This window comes from Mesorhizobium sp. WSM4904 (assembly GCF_029674545.1).
In the GTDB taxonomy this organism is placed as follows: domain Bacteria; phylum Pseudomonadota; class Alphaproteobacteria; order Rhizobiales; family Rhizobiaceae; genus Mesorhizobium.
The window spans coordinates 644,334-660,615 of the sequence record NZ_CP121354.1; the positions used below are offsets into that span (position 1 = coordinate 644,334).

At 65.1% G+C, this 16,282-nt stretch carries 12 protein-coding genes; 4 read left to right on the top strand and 8 right to left on the bottom strand.

The window, feature by feature from the left end; translation table 11 throughout:
* Nucleotides 1-3 precede the first annotated feature (3 nt).
* The 7 genes from QAZ47_RS02995 to QAZ47_RS03025 are packed head-to-tail and all read right to left on the bottom strand — an operon-like array spanning nucleotide 4 to nucleotide 8,778.
* Entirely contained in the window at nucleotides 4-1,053 is a 1,050-nt protein-coding gene (locus QAZ47_RS02995) for an FAD:protein FMN transferase (protein ID WP_278232454.1), read from the bottom strand.
* Nucleotides 1,050-1,628 (bottom strand): nitrous oxide reductase accessory protein NosL, encoded by a 579-nt coding sequence (locus QAZ47_RS03000; protein WP_278232455.1) that lies wholly within the window; start codon nucleotides 1,626-1,628, stop codon nucleotides 1,050-1,052. The genes QAZ47_RS02995 and QAZ47_RS03000 overlap by 4 nt, the downstream gene beginning before the upstream one ends.
* Nucleotides 1,625-2,455 (bottom strand): ABC transporter permease, encoded by an 831-nt coding sequence (locus QAZ47_RS03005; RefSeq protein WP_278232456.1) that lies wholly within the window; start codon nucleotides 2,453-2,455, stop codon nucleotides 1,625-1,627. The genes QAZ47_RS03000 and QAZ47_RS03005 overlap by 4 nt, the downstream gene beginning before the upstream one ends.
* On the bottom strand, nucleotides 2,452-3,360 hold the full coding sequence (locus QAZ47_RS03010; protein WP_278232457.1) for an ABC transporter ATP-binding protein: 909 nt from the start codon (nucleotides 3,358-3,360) through the stop codon (nucleotides 2,452-2,454). The genes QAZ47_RS03005 and QAZ47_RS03010 overlap by 4 nt, the downstream gene beginning before the upstream one ends.
* Nucleotides 3,357-4,631: a nitrous oxide reductase family maturation protein NosD gene (locus QAZ47_RS03015; RefSeq protein ID WP_278232458.1), complete on the bottom strand. Its 1,275-nt coding sequence runs from the start codon at nucleotides 4,629-4,631 to the stop codon at nucleotides 3,357-3,359. The genes QAZ47_RS03010 and QAZ47_RS03015 overlap by 4 nt, the downstream gene beginning before the upstream one ends.
* Nucleotides 4,628-6,556 (bottom strand): TAT-dependent nitrous-oxide reductase, encoded by a 1,929-nt coding sequence (gene nosZ, locus QAZ47_RS03020; RefSeq protein WP_278232459.1) that lies wholly within the window; start codon nucleotides 6,554-6,556, stop codon nucleotides 4,628-4,630. Before nosZ ends, QAZ47_RS03015 begins: the two co-directional genes overlap by 4 nt.
* Nucleotides 6,553-8,778 carry a NosR/NirI family protein gene (locus QAZ47_RS03025; protein ID WP_278232460.1) on the bottom strand — a complete coding sequence of 742 codons (2,226 nt, stop codon included), beginning with the start codon at nucleotides 8,776-8,778 and terminating at the stop codon, nucleotides 6,553-6,555. Before QAZ47_RS03025 ends, nosZ begins: the two co-directional genes overlap by 4 nt.
* Nucleotides 8,779-9,014: 236 nt before the next feature.
* Here QAZ47_RS03025 and QAZ47_RS03030 point away from each other — a divergent pair, with 236 nt between their 5' ends.
* The gene (locus QAZ47_RS03030) at nucleotides 9,015-9,938 is read left to right on the top strand and encodes a ferritin family protein (RefSeq protein WP_278232461.1); all 924 of its coding nucleotides are present in this window, start codon (nucleotides 9,015-9,017) and stop codon (nucleotides 9,936-9,938) included.
* A 30-nt stretch (nucleotides 9,939-9,968) separates the two neighbouring features.
* Here the strand turns inward: QAZ47_RS03030 and QAZ47_RS03035 are convergent, their stop codons facing one another.
* Nucleotides 9,969-10,412: a pseudoazurin gene (locus QAZ47_RS03035; protein WP_278233763.1), complete on the bottom strand. Its 444-nt coding sequence runs from the start codon at nucleotides 10,410-10,412 to the stop codon at nucleotides 9,969-9,971.
* A gap of 543 nt (nucleotides 10,413-10,955) precedes the next feature.
* On the opposite strand from QAZ47_RS03035, the gene QAZ47_RS03040 reads away from it, so the two are divergent.
* From QAZ47_RS03040 to QAZ47_RS03050, 3 genes are read left to right on the top strand one after another with little or no spacing between them, the layout of a single operon-like run.
* Nucleotides 10,956-14,966 carry a Pls/PosA family non-ribosomal peptide synthetase gene (locus tag QAZ47_RS03040; protein ID WP_278232462.1) on the top strand — a complete coding sequence of 1,337 codons (4,011 nt, stop codon included), beginning with the start codon at nucleotides 10,956-10,958 and terminating at the stop codon, nucleotides 14,964-14,966.
* Complete coding sequence (locus tag QAZ47_RS03045; protein WP_278232463.1) at nucleotides 14,963-15,439, top strand: GNAT family N-acetyltransferase; 477 nt, start codon at nucleotides 14,963-14,965, stop codon at nucleotides 15,437-15,439. The genes QAZ47_RS03040 and QAZ47_RS03045 overlap by 4 nt, the downstream gene beginning before the upstream one ends.
* Before the next feature lie 4 nt (nucleotides 15,440-15,443).
* A complete protein-coding gene (locus QAZ47_RS03050) occupies nucleotides 15,444-16,100 on the top strand; it encodes a 4'-phosphopantetheinyl transferase superfamily protein (RefSeq protein WP_278232464.1) in 657 nt (218 codons plus the stop codon).
* Nucleotides 16,101-16,282: the final 182 nt, after the last annotated feature.

The following is a 16,282-nucleotide window of genomic DNA, read 5'->3' on the forward strand; positions in this document are numbered from 1 at the left end:
CGATCAGACGCTGCGCTCTACCATCGACCCGTCCATCAAAACGAAGCAGGCCCGCGTTGCCCCGAGCTCCTCGAGGGCGGAAACGGCGCGATCCACAGGCATCACGGAAAAGGCAGTCGAAAGCGCGTCGGCGCAGGTCGCGGTCGGCGCAACGACCGAGACGCTGAGATAGCGGCCCGCGCACAGACCCGTCGCGGGATCGAAGATGTGATTGAATCTCCCCGCCGGACCAAATTCCGTGCCGTAGCCGCCCGAAGTGGAGACAGCCTGGTTGTCGAGAGCAAGCGTCGCAAGCAGGCGGTCCTCGGCACGCGGATCCTTTATCCCGACCGACCAGGGCCGGCCCGTCGGATGAACGTCGAGCGCACGCGTCTCTCCCATATCGACCAAAGTGTGCGTGACCCCGCGAGCGCGCAGGAGTTCGGCGACGCGATCGGTGATGTAGCCTTGCGCGATGCCGTTCAGGGTGAGCGCCATGCCGGGTTGCGCGAACGCCACTTTTCCGATGTCGACGATCACGCGCTGGTAGCCGCATTTGGCCACGACGGCGCCGATGTCTGCCGGCGACGGACCATTCGGATCGGCGCCAGCCGTGCTGAAATGCTTCGCATAAAGCGTCCAGAGCGGCTGCACCGTCGGGTCGAAGGCGCCGCCGGTTGCGCGGGCATAGCGCTCGCTCGTCGCCAAAAGCTCGACGAGTTCCTGTGGCGGATCGGCCAGCTCACCGTCGCGGTTCAACCGGGAAAGCGCAGAGCTATCGTCGTAGAGGCTGAACACGCGCTCCAGTCGATGCACCTCGGCGAGCGCATCCGCGATCATGCGCTGGGCCTCGGCGGCATCGGGGTGGTATATCCGCAGCGAGGCATCGGCGCCGAGCGCGACACCGCGCCATTCATGGAACAGTGGTGACGCCCGACCCGGCCGCGGGAAGCCCCACCCAAGTGCCGCAAGGCTGAGGCCCGTCACAGCGCCGCTGATGCGGATGAAGCGGCGTCGGGTCATCGGGCCGGCCGGTTTCATTCCGGCGCGCGGAATCGTCGAAAGCTCCGTCATTGCTTCACCAGGGCGTTGGACAGTTTGGCCTCGCTGTCCGAAATTTCGGCGGCGGCATCGCTCTCATCGCTTTCCAGGATGTATTTCTCCGGGATCTCGTTGAAGCGCACGACGGTTCCGCCATGCGCGGCCGTGAACGACCGGGCAGCCTTTTCGTCGGAGAAAGGCACGGCGTCCTTGCCGCCCATGCCGGCGTTGTAGTCGCTGCCGATAGCATACCAGGCGTCGTGCGCCTCGACCCAGGCTCCTGCCTCGGGGCGATCCCAATTCCTGGCCTTCGCCATGTCGTTGACGTAGATGGCGACGACGTCCTTCGGCTCTCCCGGCAGCATCGAGAAGGCGACGGCGTCGCGAACGGACGAGAACCAGACCGGCTCGGATTTGCCGGCACGGAAGGCCTGCCCCTTCGGGCCGCCATGTTCGAGCAGGCCCATCGAACAGAAATAGGCGACCGAAGTGGCCGTCGGCTCCTGCGGCGGCGGCTTGGACTGGCCGGCAATCTCCTGGTTGCAGCCGGCAAGCAGGACCGAGAGGACAGCGGCGGCCCATGCGCCGAGAATCGTTGCGCGCATCATGGCTCCTTCCTTGAAAAGACGAAGGCGGCAAGCGCCAGGGGAACCGCCACCCATGCCGCCAGCGCCGTAAGCAGCACGGCGCGGCCGAACTGCATCTGCTCGGCAAGGCCGGCCATCCCGGCGAACAGGCTGGTCTTCGACAACCCGGCAAGGTTGAGGAGCCGGAAGATGTCGGCGGGATCGAAGAGGAGCAGCCAGTTGAAAGCGGCGGCGCTGATCGTCCTGCCCTGATCCGCAACCAGCAGGCCGAGCAGCGCCATGTCGTAGAGAAGAACCAGAACCAGCCAGATGCCGATGGCAAGGCCTGCCGCGGTCGCACGCTCGCGCACGGTCGCGCTGATCAAGTATCCGAGCGCGTCGAAGACCGCGCCGAGCAGAACGGACGAGCCTATCATCCGCGCGAAACTGCCGAGGCTGTCGGCATCGAATTCGCCGGCCGCGAACGCGAGCGCCGCTCCGGCTGCACCGTAGCCGAGCACGGTCGCCACCGTCAGGATCGAGAGATGCCCGAGGAATTTGCCAAAGAGGATCTGCCAGCGCGAGAGCGGATAGGAGAGCAGAAGAAGCAGCGTGCCGCGATCGCGTTCTCCGACGATTGCGTCGTGGGACAGGAGGAGCGCGATCAGCGGAACCAGGAAAATCGTCAGGCTCGACAGGCTGACGACCGTGACTTCGAGCGGACTTGCGCCGACCACGCCCGTCGGGGCGCTGCCGAGAAACGCAAGCGTCAACGCCAGGCCGGCCATCAGCAGGACGGCGCCAAGGGCCCAGCGGTTGCGCAGGCCGTCGCGTATCTCGCGGCCGGCAATCGTTGCTATGGCGTTCATTCCGCGGCCTCCCGTGTAAGCTCGTCGCATAGATCGACCAATGTCGGCGGCATCACTTCGATGTTGGAGACGCCTTGCAGCAGCGAGACGCTGCGGATCGCCTCGATCTTGCCGTCGTCGGCGCAGGTGAGCTCGAAGCGCAGATCGTCGAGCCACTGCACGCTGCGCCGGGCGGTGAATTCCCGCGCCGCCTTCCCGTCGACGACGTGCACCCGTATCCGAAGCGGCAGGTCCGCCAGGCGGCGGAGTTCGGGAAGCGCGCCGCATGCGACCATGCGGCCGGCCTTCATGATGGCGATGCGGTCGGCCTGCTCGATGTCGCTCAACGCATGCGAGGAAAGCAGCAGCGTCGCGCCGGCGTCGCGCAACTGCGCCATGACGTCGTAGAACATCTGGCGCGATTCGATGTCGAGGCCGGTTGTCGGCTCGTCGAGGAAGAGGACGCGCGGCTCGCCCAGCAGCGCCTGCGCCAATCCGAGGCGCTGACGCATGCCCTTCGAATAGGTGCCGACGCGGCGGCGCGCGGCGGCAGCGAGCCCGACGCGTTCCAGGAGCTGGTCGGTGACGCCGAGCGGCACTTGCTTGAGACGCGCGTAGAAACGCAGCACTTCGCGTCCGGTCATGGCTGGCGAGAAGGCTACGTTCTCTGGCAGAAAGCCGATCCTGCGCCGGAATGCCATGGCCTGGCGCCCCGCCGGGTTCTCGCCGAGCAGCGCGATGCGTCCGGCGGTCGGCGCAAGCAGGCCGAGCGCCATCTTCACCAGCGTGCTCTTGCCGGCTCCGTTGTGACCGACGATGGCAGCGCACTCGCCGGGCGCAACCGACAGGTCCACGTCGCGCACGACGTAACTATCCCCGTATCGCTTCGACACGCCTTGCATGAAGATCGTCGGCGACATGGTCATGGCTTCACCTCTAGCGCGGGCGGGATGGGCGCCATCAGCGGCGCGCTGTCGATGACGCCGCCGGGATGGAGCGCGGGGAATTCCGCTTGAGCCCAGCGTATGACCTGCACGGCCGGGCTGTTGATGAGGAGCTTGGCCGTCGGATAAGTCCACACGACCTTGTCGAAGATGTCGTTCGGGCGGTAGGCGGTGTCGGCGATGCCGTCGCCGTTCAGGTCGAACGCCGGATTGTCGCTCCAGTAATTGCCGCGCCCGTTCGCCGACCAGTCGAGCGACCGCGTGCCCACGTAAACGACCTGCGAGCGGTTATGGACGAAGGCGTTGCCGGTCATCCGGTTGCGCTCGGAGCCCGCGGTGAAATGGATGCCGATGGCGCAATCCTCGAACCAGTTGTCGGCGAACAGGTTCTTGTTGGCGTTGTAGATGAAGACGCACTGGTCGCTCCGCCGCACGACGTTTTCTTGGATGTCGGCATCGTTGGCGTAGTTGAGCAGAAGGCCGTGATCGCCATCGTCTTCCGACAGGTTGCGGCGGATCACCAGGCGGCTCGAATACATTATGACGTAGCCGTCATGATTGCCGCGCGAGACGTTGTCGGCGACTTCGCTGTCGTTGGTGTACATGTAGTGGATGGCGAAGCGGACGTTCTCGATACGGTTGCCGCGGAAGACGTTGTTGCGGCTGGCATTGGTGAAGATGCCGTCACGTCCGCCCGTGATGTGGTTACCGATCACCTGCGCGCCCGGCGCGTTCCAGACATAGACGCCGTTGCCGCGCTCGTTGGTCCTGAGATCGGTCCGTCCGACGATGCGGTTGTTCCGCACGATCGCGTTGGCGGCGCCGTGAACATAGACGCCGACCAGGCTGTTCTCGATCCGGCTGTCCTCAACGATTGCGCCCGCCGCGCCGTCTTCGAGGAAGACCGCCGCGTCCATGGGATCGTCGATGCCCGAATTGCGTATCGTGAGGCCGCGCATGACGACGTTCGGGGCGACCACCTCGACGGTGCGGCCCTGGCCCCGCCCGTCGAGCACGGCGCCGGGCTCGGCCTCGATGGTGAGAGCGTGGTCGATCCGGATCGGGCCCTGGTGCACGCCGGCGCCGAGCCTCAGCGTATCGCCGGAATGCGAGGCGGCGACCGCCTGCCGAAGGCCGTCACCCCTCGCGGGGACGGCGAGGGTTTCCGCCCGCCCCGTCCCTGGGAGGAGGAAGGCGCAGGCGGCGACGAGGGCCGCCGCAACTGCGCTCCCGCTATGCCGTTTCCGGATCATGCCGGCTGCGGCTCCACGATCATGCGCCCGGCCATTTCCATGTGCAGGGCATGGCAGAACCACTGGCAATAGTACCAGTGGACGCCGGGACGGTCCGCGACGAAGGTCACGGACGAGGTCGCCTGCGGCCCGATCTCCATCACCACGCCGTGGCGCACCATGGTGAAGCCGTGGGTCAGATCCTCGACGTCGTCCATGTTGGTCACGGTGACGGTGACCTCGTCACCCTGCTTCACCGTGAACTTGTCGAGGCTGAAGGCCGGCGCCACGGAGTGCATGTAGACGCGCACCTTGTTGCCGTCGCGGATGACGTTGGCGGCCTCCTCGAGCTTGACGCCGTCCTTTGCCGCCTGCTGCCGCGCTTCCTCCCACATCGGGTCGTCGCGCTTCCACACGATCGCCGGCCTGACCTTCGAGCGGTGCACCAGGCAGATGTCGTGCGGCTCCGCGAAACTCGGCCCGTCATGGACCAGGCGCATCTCGTCGCCCGAGATATCGATCAGCTGGTCGTTCTCCGGATGCAGCGGTCCGACAGGCAGGAAGCGGTCCTTGGAGAACTTGTTGAGCGACATCAGCCACTTGCCGTCCGCCTCCTTGGTCTCGCCCATCGACGTGTGGTTGTGGCCCGGCTGATAGTGAACGTCGAGCTTCTGGACGATCGGATCGACCTTGGCGCCGCCATAAGCCTGGATCGCCTTGTCGATGTTCCACTTGACGACCTGGCTGTCGAGGAACAGCGTGGTGTAGGCGTTGCCCTTGCCGTCGAATGCCGTGTGGAGCGGTCCGAGACCCAGCTCAGGCTCGGCGACGACGACGTCGCGCGGCTTGATCTTGTCGTCGAACAGGTCGTCGAAGCGGCGAACGTCGAGAAGCGTGACGGTCGGCGAGAGCTTGCCGGCGATCGCGAGATGGATGCCGTCGGGCGCCGTGTTGCAGCCGTGGGGATTGTTGCCGGCCGGAACGTAGCGAGTGTAGCGCGAACCGTGCCGTCCGTCGACCACCGGCACGCCGTTGATCTCCTTGTAGTCGCCTTTCTTGACCGCATCCTCGATGCGCTTGAGGTTGAAGATCACCACCCAGTCGCGGTCCGCGGACGTCATATCAGCGAGCGTCACGCCCCGCTCCGAGTTGTAGCAGGTCGAGAACGCGTACTTGCCCTGGTAGTCGGCGTCGGTGTTGTCGAGATTGCCGTCGACCAGCACCTGCCAGGCGATCTTCATGGTGTCGCCGTCGATCGCCGTGAAGACCGACCAGTACTGCTTGGGATCGTCGAGGACCTTGCCGTCGTTCGGGATCGGGATGATGTGCTCGCTGTTGGCGAACACGTAACCGGTCCGCGGATACTTCTGCAGGCGCAGCCCGTGAATGTCCGATGCGTTCGGAATCTCGATGATCTTGTCGCACTTCATCACGTCGCAACGGATGCGGGCGACGCGGCAATTGGCCTTGTCGTTGACGAACAGATAGCGCCCGTCATAGGTGCCGTCCGTGAAGGACATATGCGGGTGATGCAGGTCGCCGTTGGGGTAGACGCCGCCGCGCTTGGCAAGGAACGCCTGCGTGGTCGGCATCAGGCCTTCCGTCATGATCTTGCGGCTCTCGTTGGTGATCCCCCAGCCGGTGGCGCTGCAGCGGTTGAAGACCGGAATGCGCGTGATCTCACGCATGGAAGGCAGTCCGATGACGCGCACCTCGCCCGACTGGCCGCTCGAACTGAAGCCGTAATATTCGTCGAGATCGCCCGGCCGGATCTCGCTGGTCGCCTCCTTGGCATGAGCGGGCCTGGTGAACCCGGCAACGCCGACGGCTCCGCCGCCGGCTGCGCTGGCGAGGCCCGCGAGAATGGCTGCCTTGCCGCTTCCGGTCAGAAGCTTGCGGCGGCTTACTCCGGTTTCAGTTTCCGCCGACCTATCATCGTCTTTCATTGGTCGTCTCCTTCTAGTGACGCGGCCTGGCCGGCCGCAGGCTTCCGTTCCACGGATGGTTCGCGACCGTTGACGGTCACCAGGACCCTCGGCTTGCGCTTGGGCTCGGGCACCATCGACGGCGACTGCAGGGCCAGGAACTTCTCACGCTTGATGCGCTTCTGGATCACCACCGGACAGCGCTGGTCGTCGTGGTAGAGCACCTGGCAGTTGAGGCATTGGATGCATTCGTTGGGATTGATCATCCCTTCCGGATGGATCGCCTGGACGGGACAATCATTGGAGCAGCGCTGGCAGGGCGAGCCGCATTCCTTGTAACGCTTCAGCCAGTCGAACATCCGCATACGGGCAGGGACGGCCAGCGCGCCGCCGAGCGGGCAAAGGTAGCGGCAGTAGAAGCGCTCGATGAAAAGGCCGGGCGCCAGGCAGCCGACGGCGAACAGCACGAACCACCACTCGCGCGCGAAATGCAGGATGATCGCGGTCTTGAAGGGCTCCACCTCGGCCACTTCCTCGGCAAGGCCGAGCGAGCCGAAGGAAAGGCCGAAAAGCGCGAGGAAGATGATGTATTTGATCGGCCACAGGCGCTGGTTGAGCCAGAACGGCACGCGGACCTGCGGAATGTGCGCCCAGCGCGCCAGCCGGTTCGTCCACTCCTGCAATGCGCCGAACGGGCAGAGCCAGCCGCAATAGGCGCCGCGCCCCCAGAACAGCAGAGCGGCCGCGACCGCCGACCACAGGATGAAGATCAGCGGGTCGCGCAGGAAATAGTCCCACCGGAAGTCGCCGCGCAGCGAGTTGAAGAATGTGAGGATATTCACGACCGACAGCTGCGCGTGCTCGTACCAGCCCAGCCACAGAAGCGTGAAGGCGAGATAGCCGAGCCGGATGCGCTCATAGGCGCGTGGCCATTTCACGAGGAAATCCTGGAAGAAGAAGATGCCGGTGAGCACGCCGATTGCGACGAGCATGACGGCGATGTCGAACATCCGCGCCTGCCACATCCGCTGCCAGAGCGGCGGCTCGTGGTCCGCTGCCGCCACCGGTTGCACGGCGGCCGACGCCGGCGCGACCGCCGCCAGCGGCGCAACAGGCGCGGGCGCAACAGGCGCGGTCAGGAACTTGTCGGGGGTCGAGTAGTCGAGCCCCGTCGTGACGAATGCCTTGTCGAGCGCACCGGTGGCCCGCTGCACGAGGAGCTGGAACCGCCATGGCGCGCCAGGATCGAGATTCGAGCCGTCGGGCGTGACGAAGACGCCGATCTCGGGAAAGTCCGGCGCGCCCTCGGCGGCCACCGCGCCGAGCCGGCGGTAGTTGCGATCGCGGAAGCGTATGCTGCCCTCGCTCTGGATCAGCTCGATGCGATCGAAGATGCCGCCGCGGACATAGCCGGAGCCGCGAAAGGAATACGGCCCGTCGCCGGCGACGAGGATCGCCTGCTGGCCGGGCTTCAGATCCTGGCGAAGGCGATCATATTCGGCATCGCCGAGCAGCGATCGGCCGACCGTCGGCACACTCGCCAGCGCAACGTAGAGGTCGACGAAGGAAGCGTCAGGGTCGCCTTGCTGCGGGCGGGCGATCGCCGCGGCATTGCCCGTCCGCTGAAACAGCTCATCGAGCTCCTTGTTGGTGATCGCAAGCCTGCGGACCGATCCGTCGCCGAGCAGGGCTTGCCAGGTTTCGACGGCGCTTCTGGTCTGATCGATGGTGCGGTGGGCCGGCTGAGACGCGACATTCACGGCACCGGTGCCCAGACCGCGCGACCGCGCGATCCTGACCGCCGACTGCGTCATGCTGTCGGCGATGACCATCATCGTGACCGTCGCGCCGCTGACGATATCGACCGGCATGCGGCTCTCCTCGCCCGCATCGAGCACACGCCGGCCGACGAAGCCGTCGATATAATGCTCGATCTTGGCTTGAGGGATGCCGACCAGGACGATCGGTTCGTGGTGCTCGACGAGCTTTGCGCCGGTGATCTTGCCGTCGAGGTCGATGCCGACAACGATGTTGATCGGCTTGCCGGAATAGCCGGTCGAATCGACGACGCCGTTCGTGAGGAAGGCGTAGCCGACGGGCTGACCGCCCTTGAGCAGCCTCGCGGCCGGCGGATTGCCCTCGACCTGGCCGAAGCTGTCGGCCGCGGGATCGATGTCGGATGCCTTGATCCCACTCAGGAATTCGCCGAGCCGCCCTGACGTATTGGCTTCAGCCTGCGGCAACAGGAGGACAAGCAGGAGAAAGAAAGAAGCCAGGAAGCCCAGGCCCGCCGATCTCCATCCGAATTCGAAATCTGGTTTCATTTCCGCGGCCGGCTGTCTGCACCAAAGCCCGATCGTCTGTTGATCGAACGCGCGTCACCCTTAGACGATCGCGCCAGCCGCTCTTTGATTTTGGACAAACTCAAATGGCATCGGTCGATGTCATATTGGCGCGCATTCCTCCAGGAGGCGCTGCCATGAAGCGGCTGAGTGAAGAACCCAATGTGCAGTTGCGCGATGTTCCGCAGCTTCTCGGCCTGGCGACGGTCATGGAGGAAAGCGCGGCACAGCGCTACCAACGGCTCGCTGCACGCATGGAAAAGCTGAGCGAGCGTGAGGTTGCCGGAACGTTCAGCGCGCTTGTCGAGGAGCAGCGCGACCATGTCGAAGAAATCGCCCGCCGCTCCGGTCAGTCGACGGGCGCGCCGCCGCCGGCACTGGCCGATCCGCGCGGGCTGCCTTCCGAAATCTCTCGATCATGGGACGAAGCGGAGGCCAGCGCGCTGCTTACCCCTTACCGGGCCCTCGGCATTGCGGTGGACAATGAAATGCTGGCTTTCGCCTTCTACTCCTATGTCGCCGCGCAAAGCGGCGATGCGACGGTCCGGGCGACGGCCGAGTGGCTCGCCGGAAAGGCGCTCGATCACGCGGCGGTGCTGCGCGAGGAACGGCGTCGCGCCTATCGGCGCGAAGGCGCCGGGCGCGCCCGCGACGGGAGGCCAATGCTGGATGCCTCGTCACTGCCGGAGTTCGTGCGACAGAGCCGACGGCTGGAGTCGCGTGCCGCGGTCTTCCACCGAAGGGTCGCTTCGCGGCTCGCCGCGCTGGGTGAGGCTGCTGCCTCGAAAACGATCATCGAGGTTGCCGAGCGGGAGCGAGCGGCCGGGCTTGAAGCCGCTGACGGAACTGTCGAAGCAGCGAGGGCGGAGCTTGCGCAAGCTGCCAAGCCCTTGCCGCTTCTGCGCGCCGCGCTGGCCGAGGCCGAACGGCTGCACCAGGCCTATCTCGATCTCGCCGACCGCACGCGCGACGAACAGGTGCTGGCCGCAGCCCAACGGGCGGCGGATCGAACCCTGCAGAGCCTCGCGACCGTCGCAGCGCTGCTGCAGGCGTTCGGCTGATGCGGCGGGCGTCGGCCGGGGCGCGGGCGCCTATTGGCCGATCTGTTTGAACAGCTCCTCGAAAGCCTTCTTGGCCTTGCCGGGCTGATTGACCGCTTCGGCGGCCTTCAGGTTGCTGCCCGGATCGCCGACCACGACGAGGGCGACCATGCCCATGCCGTAGTGGGGATTGCACTTGATGCCATAGACACCGGGCTTGGTGAACGTGACTGTCAGGTCCCTGTTCATCTCCCCTTTGAACGGCTGCGCACCGTCCGGCAGCATGCCGGCGATCGACTCGACGTCGTGACCCTTGTCCTTGGCAACAAAATGAACCGTGTCGCCGGGCGCTATCTTGAGGAACGATGGTTCGAGCTGAAACATGCCGTGCTTGCCCATGTTCAACATGGAAACCTCCGATTCGGCAGCGCCTGCGGCGCCGGCCCACGTCAGAACGGCGGCAGTGACGAGCAGCACAAGTCTGGTCGAGCGCATTTCTTCCAATTCCCTGCTTGGTGTGAATGACGGATCTCGCGTGTGGCCGGCTGTCTACCGGCTGCATCCGTCCCGAACTTTGCGCCAGATCAAATACGTTCCAGAAAGATGCGCTTGACGGCATCGACGGCGAACTGCAGGTCAAGCCAGGTGGCGGTCGCGCCGGCGTCCCGCCACCCCGAAAACCTTAAGGCGCCGCATCCGCGATTACCGCTACGCAGCCTGTTGCCTCAACGACGCTGATCTCCGCGTCATCGGTGATTGATCGCCGCACAGGACACGACCTCATCAAATGATCGTGAAGCCGCATGATCGTCACGGATCGGCCATCAGAGCAGCAGCATAGGCCTGCGAAGTCGTCCCAGCTTCCGGTCCGATACGCTGCGCTGAGCAGCTCAGATCGGCCGTAAGAGGGGCAACTGGCCCGACATCACCAGCCTATTGTTTTTCTCCATTAGTGCGAGCGAACGCGCTCGCGGGGTTCCAATGTCTCTTCATGAAGCAATAAAGCCTGCCAAGAAAAGCTCTCCCCATGCCAAAGTAATGGCCCGATCGCCCACGCGCGATCAGATCCTTATCGGCCCCGATTTCATCCAGAAAGGCGAACCGCATGAGCGGCTCGACCGCTTCTTCGGCGACCTGGCGAGCCGCTTCGACGCGGCGCCGGCGGTCATTTCCGGCGGCCGACCCTGGTCATACCGCGAGCTGAACAGCCGCGCCAACCAGTTCGCGCATCTCTTGATCGAGCGTGGCGTGAAGCCGGGCGACAGGGTCGGCCTTTTGCTGGACCGCTCCGCCGAAACCTATATCGCCATACTTGCCGTGATGAAGGCCGGGGCGGCCTTCGTCCCTTTAGCCACCGCCTTCCCCGAAGATCGCATGGTGATGATCATCGAGGACGCCAACGTCACGATGGTGATCAGCGTCTCCGGTTATGCCGCGCGCGTGGCACGCCTGCCGGTTCCGCATATCTCGATCGACTCGGCGGAGTCCGAGATCGCTCTCAAGCCCGAGACAGCGCCGCTGCCGGAGGGCAGCCAGGACCAGACCTGCTACATCCTCTACACCTCCGGCACCACGGGCAAGCCGAAGGGCGTGGTCATCACGCATCAGAGCTTCTGCAACTTCATCCGGGTCGCCGCTGCGTCCTACGGCTACCAGCCCGGCGACCGCGTCTACCAGGGCATGACCATCGCCTTCGACTTCTCCTCGGAGGAGATCTGGGTGCCCTTCGCCGCGGGCGCGACGGTCGTGCCGGCGCCCGGCCAGCAACCCCTCGTGGGAGAGGAACTGGCCGGTTTCCTGCGCGAACACAACATCACCTGCATGGCCTGCAGCCCGACGCTCTTGTCGTCGATCGAGAGCGACGCGCCGAGCCTGCGCGCGATCCTTGTCGGCGGCGAGGCCTGCTCGCACAAGCTTGTCGAGCGCTGGGCGAAGCCCGGACGTCAGATCCTGAACACCTATGGCCCGACCGAGGCGACGGTCACCGCCACCATGGCCTTGCTGACCCCGGACGAGCCGGTGACGATCGGCAAGCCGCTGCCCACCTATTCGATAGCCATTCTCGACCCGGAAAAGCCGCAGGTGCTGACCGGCGACCAACTGGGCGAGATCTGCATCGGCGGCATGGGCGTGGCGGTCGGCTATCTCAACCGAGCGGAACTCACCGAACAGCGATTCATCAAGGATTTCATCGGCCTGCCGAACAATCCCGGCGGCCGCATCTACCGGACGGGCGATCTCGGCCGCATCAACGACAAGGGCGAGATCGAATATCACGGCCGCATCGACACGCAGGTGAAGATCCGCGGCTACCGCATCGAGCTGGGCGAGATCGAGGCCGTGCTCCTGGAACAGCCCGGCATCGCGCAGGCGGCGGTCACGACCTGGGAGATCGAGCCCGAGCGCACGGAACTGGTTGGCTACTATGCCCCCAAGAGCGGCGGCGGTGTGGATCGCACCCTGCTCGTGCAGGAGCTCAAGCGGCGGCTGCCCGACTATATGGTTCCGGCCTATCTGGAGCAGTTGCCCGCGATCCCGATGACCGTTTCCAACAAGGTCGACCTGAGGAAATTGCCAAAGCCGACCAGCGCGCGCGTCGCGGCCGGCCACGCGATGATCGACCCGCGCAACGAGGACGAGAAGTTCCTCGTCGACACGCTGCAGGACGTGCTGAAATTCGACGACGTCTCCATCGAAGACCACTTCTTCGACGACCTCGGCGCGAACTCGCTGCTGATGGCCAGGTTCTGCGCACGCATCCGCTCCCGCAAGGCCTGGTCGACGACCTCGATGCGCGACATCTACCTGCACCCCACGGTCGCGAAACTCGCCGAGCACCTGCGCGCGCCGCAGACGGCCGCCGTTGCCGCGAGCGAGCCGATGCTGACGCATCGGGCTTCCAACCTCGCCTATTGGAGCACCGGCTTCGGGCAGCTGCTGTTCTACGCGCTCTACAGCTATGTCTCGCTCTGGGCGATCAATGACGGGCTCAACTGGGTCTATGACGCGCTGGACGATCCGCTGCTGCTCTACCTGCGCTGCGTGCTTCTGTCCGCCAGCGTGTTTTTCGGGCTGAGCGGCTTTGCCATCATTGCCAAATGGCTGCTGGTCGGCCGCTGGAAGGCAGAGACCTTCCCGATCTGGGGGTGGCACTATTATCGCTTCTGGGTCGTCAAGACGCTGGTCCGCAGCGCTCCGGTGGTGTTGTTCCGCGGCAGCCCGCTCTACAGCCTCTACCTGCGCCTGCTCGGCGCGCGGCTCGGCAACCGAACGGTCATCGAATGCCGCTCCGTTCCCGTCTGCACCGACTTGATCAGGATCGGCGACAACTCGATCCTGCGCAAGGATTCGATGATCCTGGGCTTCCGCGCCCAGGCAGGCTACATCCATACCGGCCCGCTCGACATCGGCCACAACGCTTTCGTCGGCGTCGGCTCGACCCTCGACATCGACACCCGCATCGGCGACGGCGCCCAGCTCGGCCACGCTTCCTCGCTGCATCGCGGTCAGGCGATCCCCGCCGGCGAGCGCTGGCACGGATCGCCGGCCATCCCGACCGAGGCGGACTATTGCACGGTTCCCAACGTGCCGCTGTCGAGGCTGCGCAGGATAATCTACGAGACGATCCAGCTCTTCATCCTCTTCGCCATCGTCACGCCGTTCCCGCTGCTGTTCCACACCTACTGGGAAAATCTCGGCGACGATTATCAGGAGACCATCGGCGTCGTGGCGATCGGTACCACGGTGACGGTGGCGGGCTTCGTCATCGGCGGGGTGCTGCTGGCGGCAATCGTGCCGCGGCTGTTCAATCTCATGCTGAAGCCCGGCAGAGACTATTCGCTCTATGGCTTCCACTACTGGCTGCAATCGATGCTGGAGCTGGTCAGCAATGTGCGCCTGCTGAACGTCCTGTTCGGCGACAGCTCGGCCATCGTCTACTATCTGCGCGCCATCGGCTGGCGGCTGAACAAGGTGGACCAGACCGGCTCGAATTTCGGCACCAACCAGCGGCACGAGAATCCGCAGCTCAGCGAAATCGGCTCGGAGACGATGGTGTCCGACGGCCTGTTCATGGTCAACATGCAGAAGTCGGCCAACTCCTTCCGCCTCGAGCACACGCGGGTCGGCGAGCGCAACTTCTTCGGCAACAACATCATCTATTCACCGAATTCCCGCACCGGCGACAATTGCCTGCTCGGAACCAAGGTGCACGTCCCGGTGGACGGTCCAGTGCGCGAGAATGTCGGGCTGCTGGGATCGCCGCCCTTTGAGATCCCGCGCATGGTCAATCGCGACAAGGAGCTTCTCGAATTGATCTCCGACGAGGAGCGCCGCCGCCGCCTGCCGCTGAAGAACCTGCACAATCTGGTCACCGCGCTGCTGTTCTTGGCCGCGCAATGGCTGATCCTGTTCCTGACGCTCGCCATCTGGGACCGCGCGCTCAACTACTACACCGAGTGGGAGCAGACGGCGCTGTTCGTGGCGGTGGTGCTGACGACGGCGATCGGTATCCCGTTCTACATCTTCCTCGAACGCGTCAGCCTCGGCTTCCGCCGGCTGAAGCCCAGGATGGCCACGATCTACGACCCCGTCTTCTGGCGGCACGAACGTCATTGGAAACTCTCCGATTCGCCGATCATGGGCCTGTTCACCGGCACCCCGTTCAGGCCGCTCGTCCTGCGCATGCTTGGCGTGAAGGTCGGGCGCCGCGTCTATGACGGGGGAAGCATCATCACCGAGCGGTCGCTGGTGGAGATCGGCGACGACGCGACGCTCAACGAGGGCTGCGTCATCCAGGCGCATTCGCTCGAGGAAGGCGCGTTCAAGTCCGACTACATCCGCATCGGCAACGGCTGCACGCTCGCCCCGTCCGCCTTCATCCACTACGCGGTGGTGATGGGCGAGGGTTCCGTGGCGGATCTCGACTGCTTCGTCATGAAGGGCGAAGTGATAGAGCCGAACACCGTGTGGCGCGGCAACCCGGCGAAGCTCTACGGCGTGGTGACGCCGATCGATGCGCGCGCGATCAAGATCGGGCAGGAACAGTGACTGGTTCCGCTGAAGCGCCGACGCGTGACCGCCCGGTTGTCCTTTGGCCTGTCGGCGAGGATAATCGAGCGGCGATCCTGGCGCTTGAGCTGACGCCGAAGCAGCAAGGCTTCGTCGCCTCCAATGCCGACTCGCTGGAAGAGGCGCGGGAGGATGACGAGGCCATAGCCCGCGCTGTCGTCACGGCTGGGCGCGTCGTCGGGTTCCTGATGTACAGCGCCCCAGACGAGGATGACGAGGCGGTCATCTACCGTCTCATGATCGACCGCCGCGAACAGGGCAAGGGCCTTGGCCGGGCCGCGGTTGCCGCGGCGCTGGAGGAGATCGCGCATCCCGGCCACATACGCCGCGTTTCGATCTGCTATGCGCCGAGAAACGAAGCGGCGCGCCGCCTTTATGCAAGCTTCGGCTTCGTCGAGCAGGGGCTGGACGAGGACGACGAGATGATCGCCATGCTCGAATTGAGGCCATAGCGGGTTGGACGTCGAGTCGCAGAATGCACCTTGCAGGCTGGAGAGCGCCGTCGCCGAGGCGCTCAACGGCCTTGCCCTGCCCAGGCTGCTCGCCGGCTGCCGCCGCATTCGCGACGGCGACGCACAGTTTCTTCTGCCAGCGGAGAGCGCTTCCATCGCCAAACGCGAACACAAGGCGCGCGCCGCCAGTGGGGCGGGCCGTCGGGTCGTGCATGAATTGCTGCAGCGTCTGGGGTGTGCGGATCTCGCCGTAACGAGAGGTCGCATGGGAGATCCGGTTTGGCCACCGGATATCGTCGGTTCAATCGCGCATGACGACGAATTGGCCGTGGCGGTCGCCGCGCGAACGGATGCGGTGAGAAGCGTCGGCGTCGATATCGAGCCCGCCTTGCCATTGCCGCCTGACCTCCTGCCCATCGTGATCACGCCGCAAGATCGCTTGGGCGACCTCGATCCGCTGCTGGATCTGGCCGGCCGCATTCTGTTTGCGGCCAAGGAGGCGACTTACAAGGCATCGTTTCCGCTCGACGGTCGGGTACTGGGTTTCGAGGACATCGCCGTCGATCTCGAAACCGGCGAAGCAGCCACGCCATCGGGCCGCAGGTTCATGGTGGGCTTCACCGTCACCTCGAAAATCCTGGCGCTGGCTTATACGGCTTAACAGGGTCACCGGCCTGGTGCAGCACCGCTCGACGACCAGGCGGCGCCGGCCCGCTCTTCTGGCCTGTCCGATCCTATTGTGGGGGTTCGAACGCCGGCTGCTCCTGCCGGAGCGGACGGTACCGCAGGTGAATTGAGGACCCGCCGGCTGTCCCAAGAATCCTGGCGCTGGCTTACAAGGCA

Bases quoted from the DNA above. Each gene is read 5' to 3' on its own strand.
- QAZ47_RS03040 (WP_278232462.1), top strand. From the start codon at position 10,956: ATGGCCCGATCGCCCACGCGCGATCAGATCCTTATCGGCCCCGATTTC.
- QAZ47_RS03005 (WP_278232456.1), bottom strand. From the start codon at position 2,455: ATGAACGCCATAGCAACGATTGCCGGCCGCGAGATACGCGACGGCCTG.
- QAZ47_RS03000 (WP_278232455.1), bottom strand. From the start codon at position 1,628: ATGATGCGCGCAACGATTCTCGGCGCATGGGCCGCCGCTGTCCTCTCG.
- QAZ47_RS03010 (WP_278232457.1), bottom strand. From the start codon at position 3,360: ATGACCATGTCGCCGACGATCTTCATGCAAGGCGTGTCGAAGCGATAC.
- QAZ47_RS03015 (WP_278232458.1), bottom strand. From the start codon at position 4,631: ATGATCCGGAAACGGCATAGCGGGAGCGCAGTTGCGGCGGCCCTCGTC.
- QAZ47_RS03030 (WP_278232461.1), top strand. From the start codon at position 9,015: ATGAAGCGGCTGAGTGAAGAACCCAATGTGCAGTTGCGCGATGTTCCG.
- QAZ47_RS02995 (WP_278232454.1), bottom strand. From the start codon at position 1,053: ATGACGGAGCTTTCGACGATTCCGCGCGCCGGAATGAAACCGGCCGGC.
- nosZ (WP_278232459.1), bottom strand. From the start codon at position 6,556: ATGAAAGACGATGATAGGTCGGCGGAAACTGAAACCGGAGTAAGCCGC.
- QAZ47_RS03035 (WP_278233763.1), bottom strand. From the start codon at position 10,412: ATGCGCTCGACCAGACTTGTGCTGCTCGTCACTGCCGCCGTTCTGACG.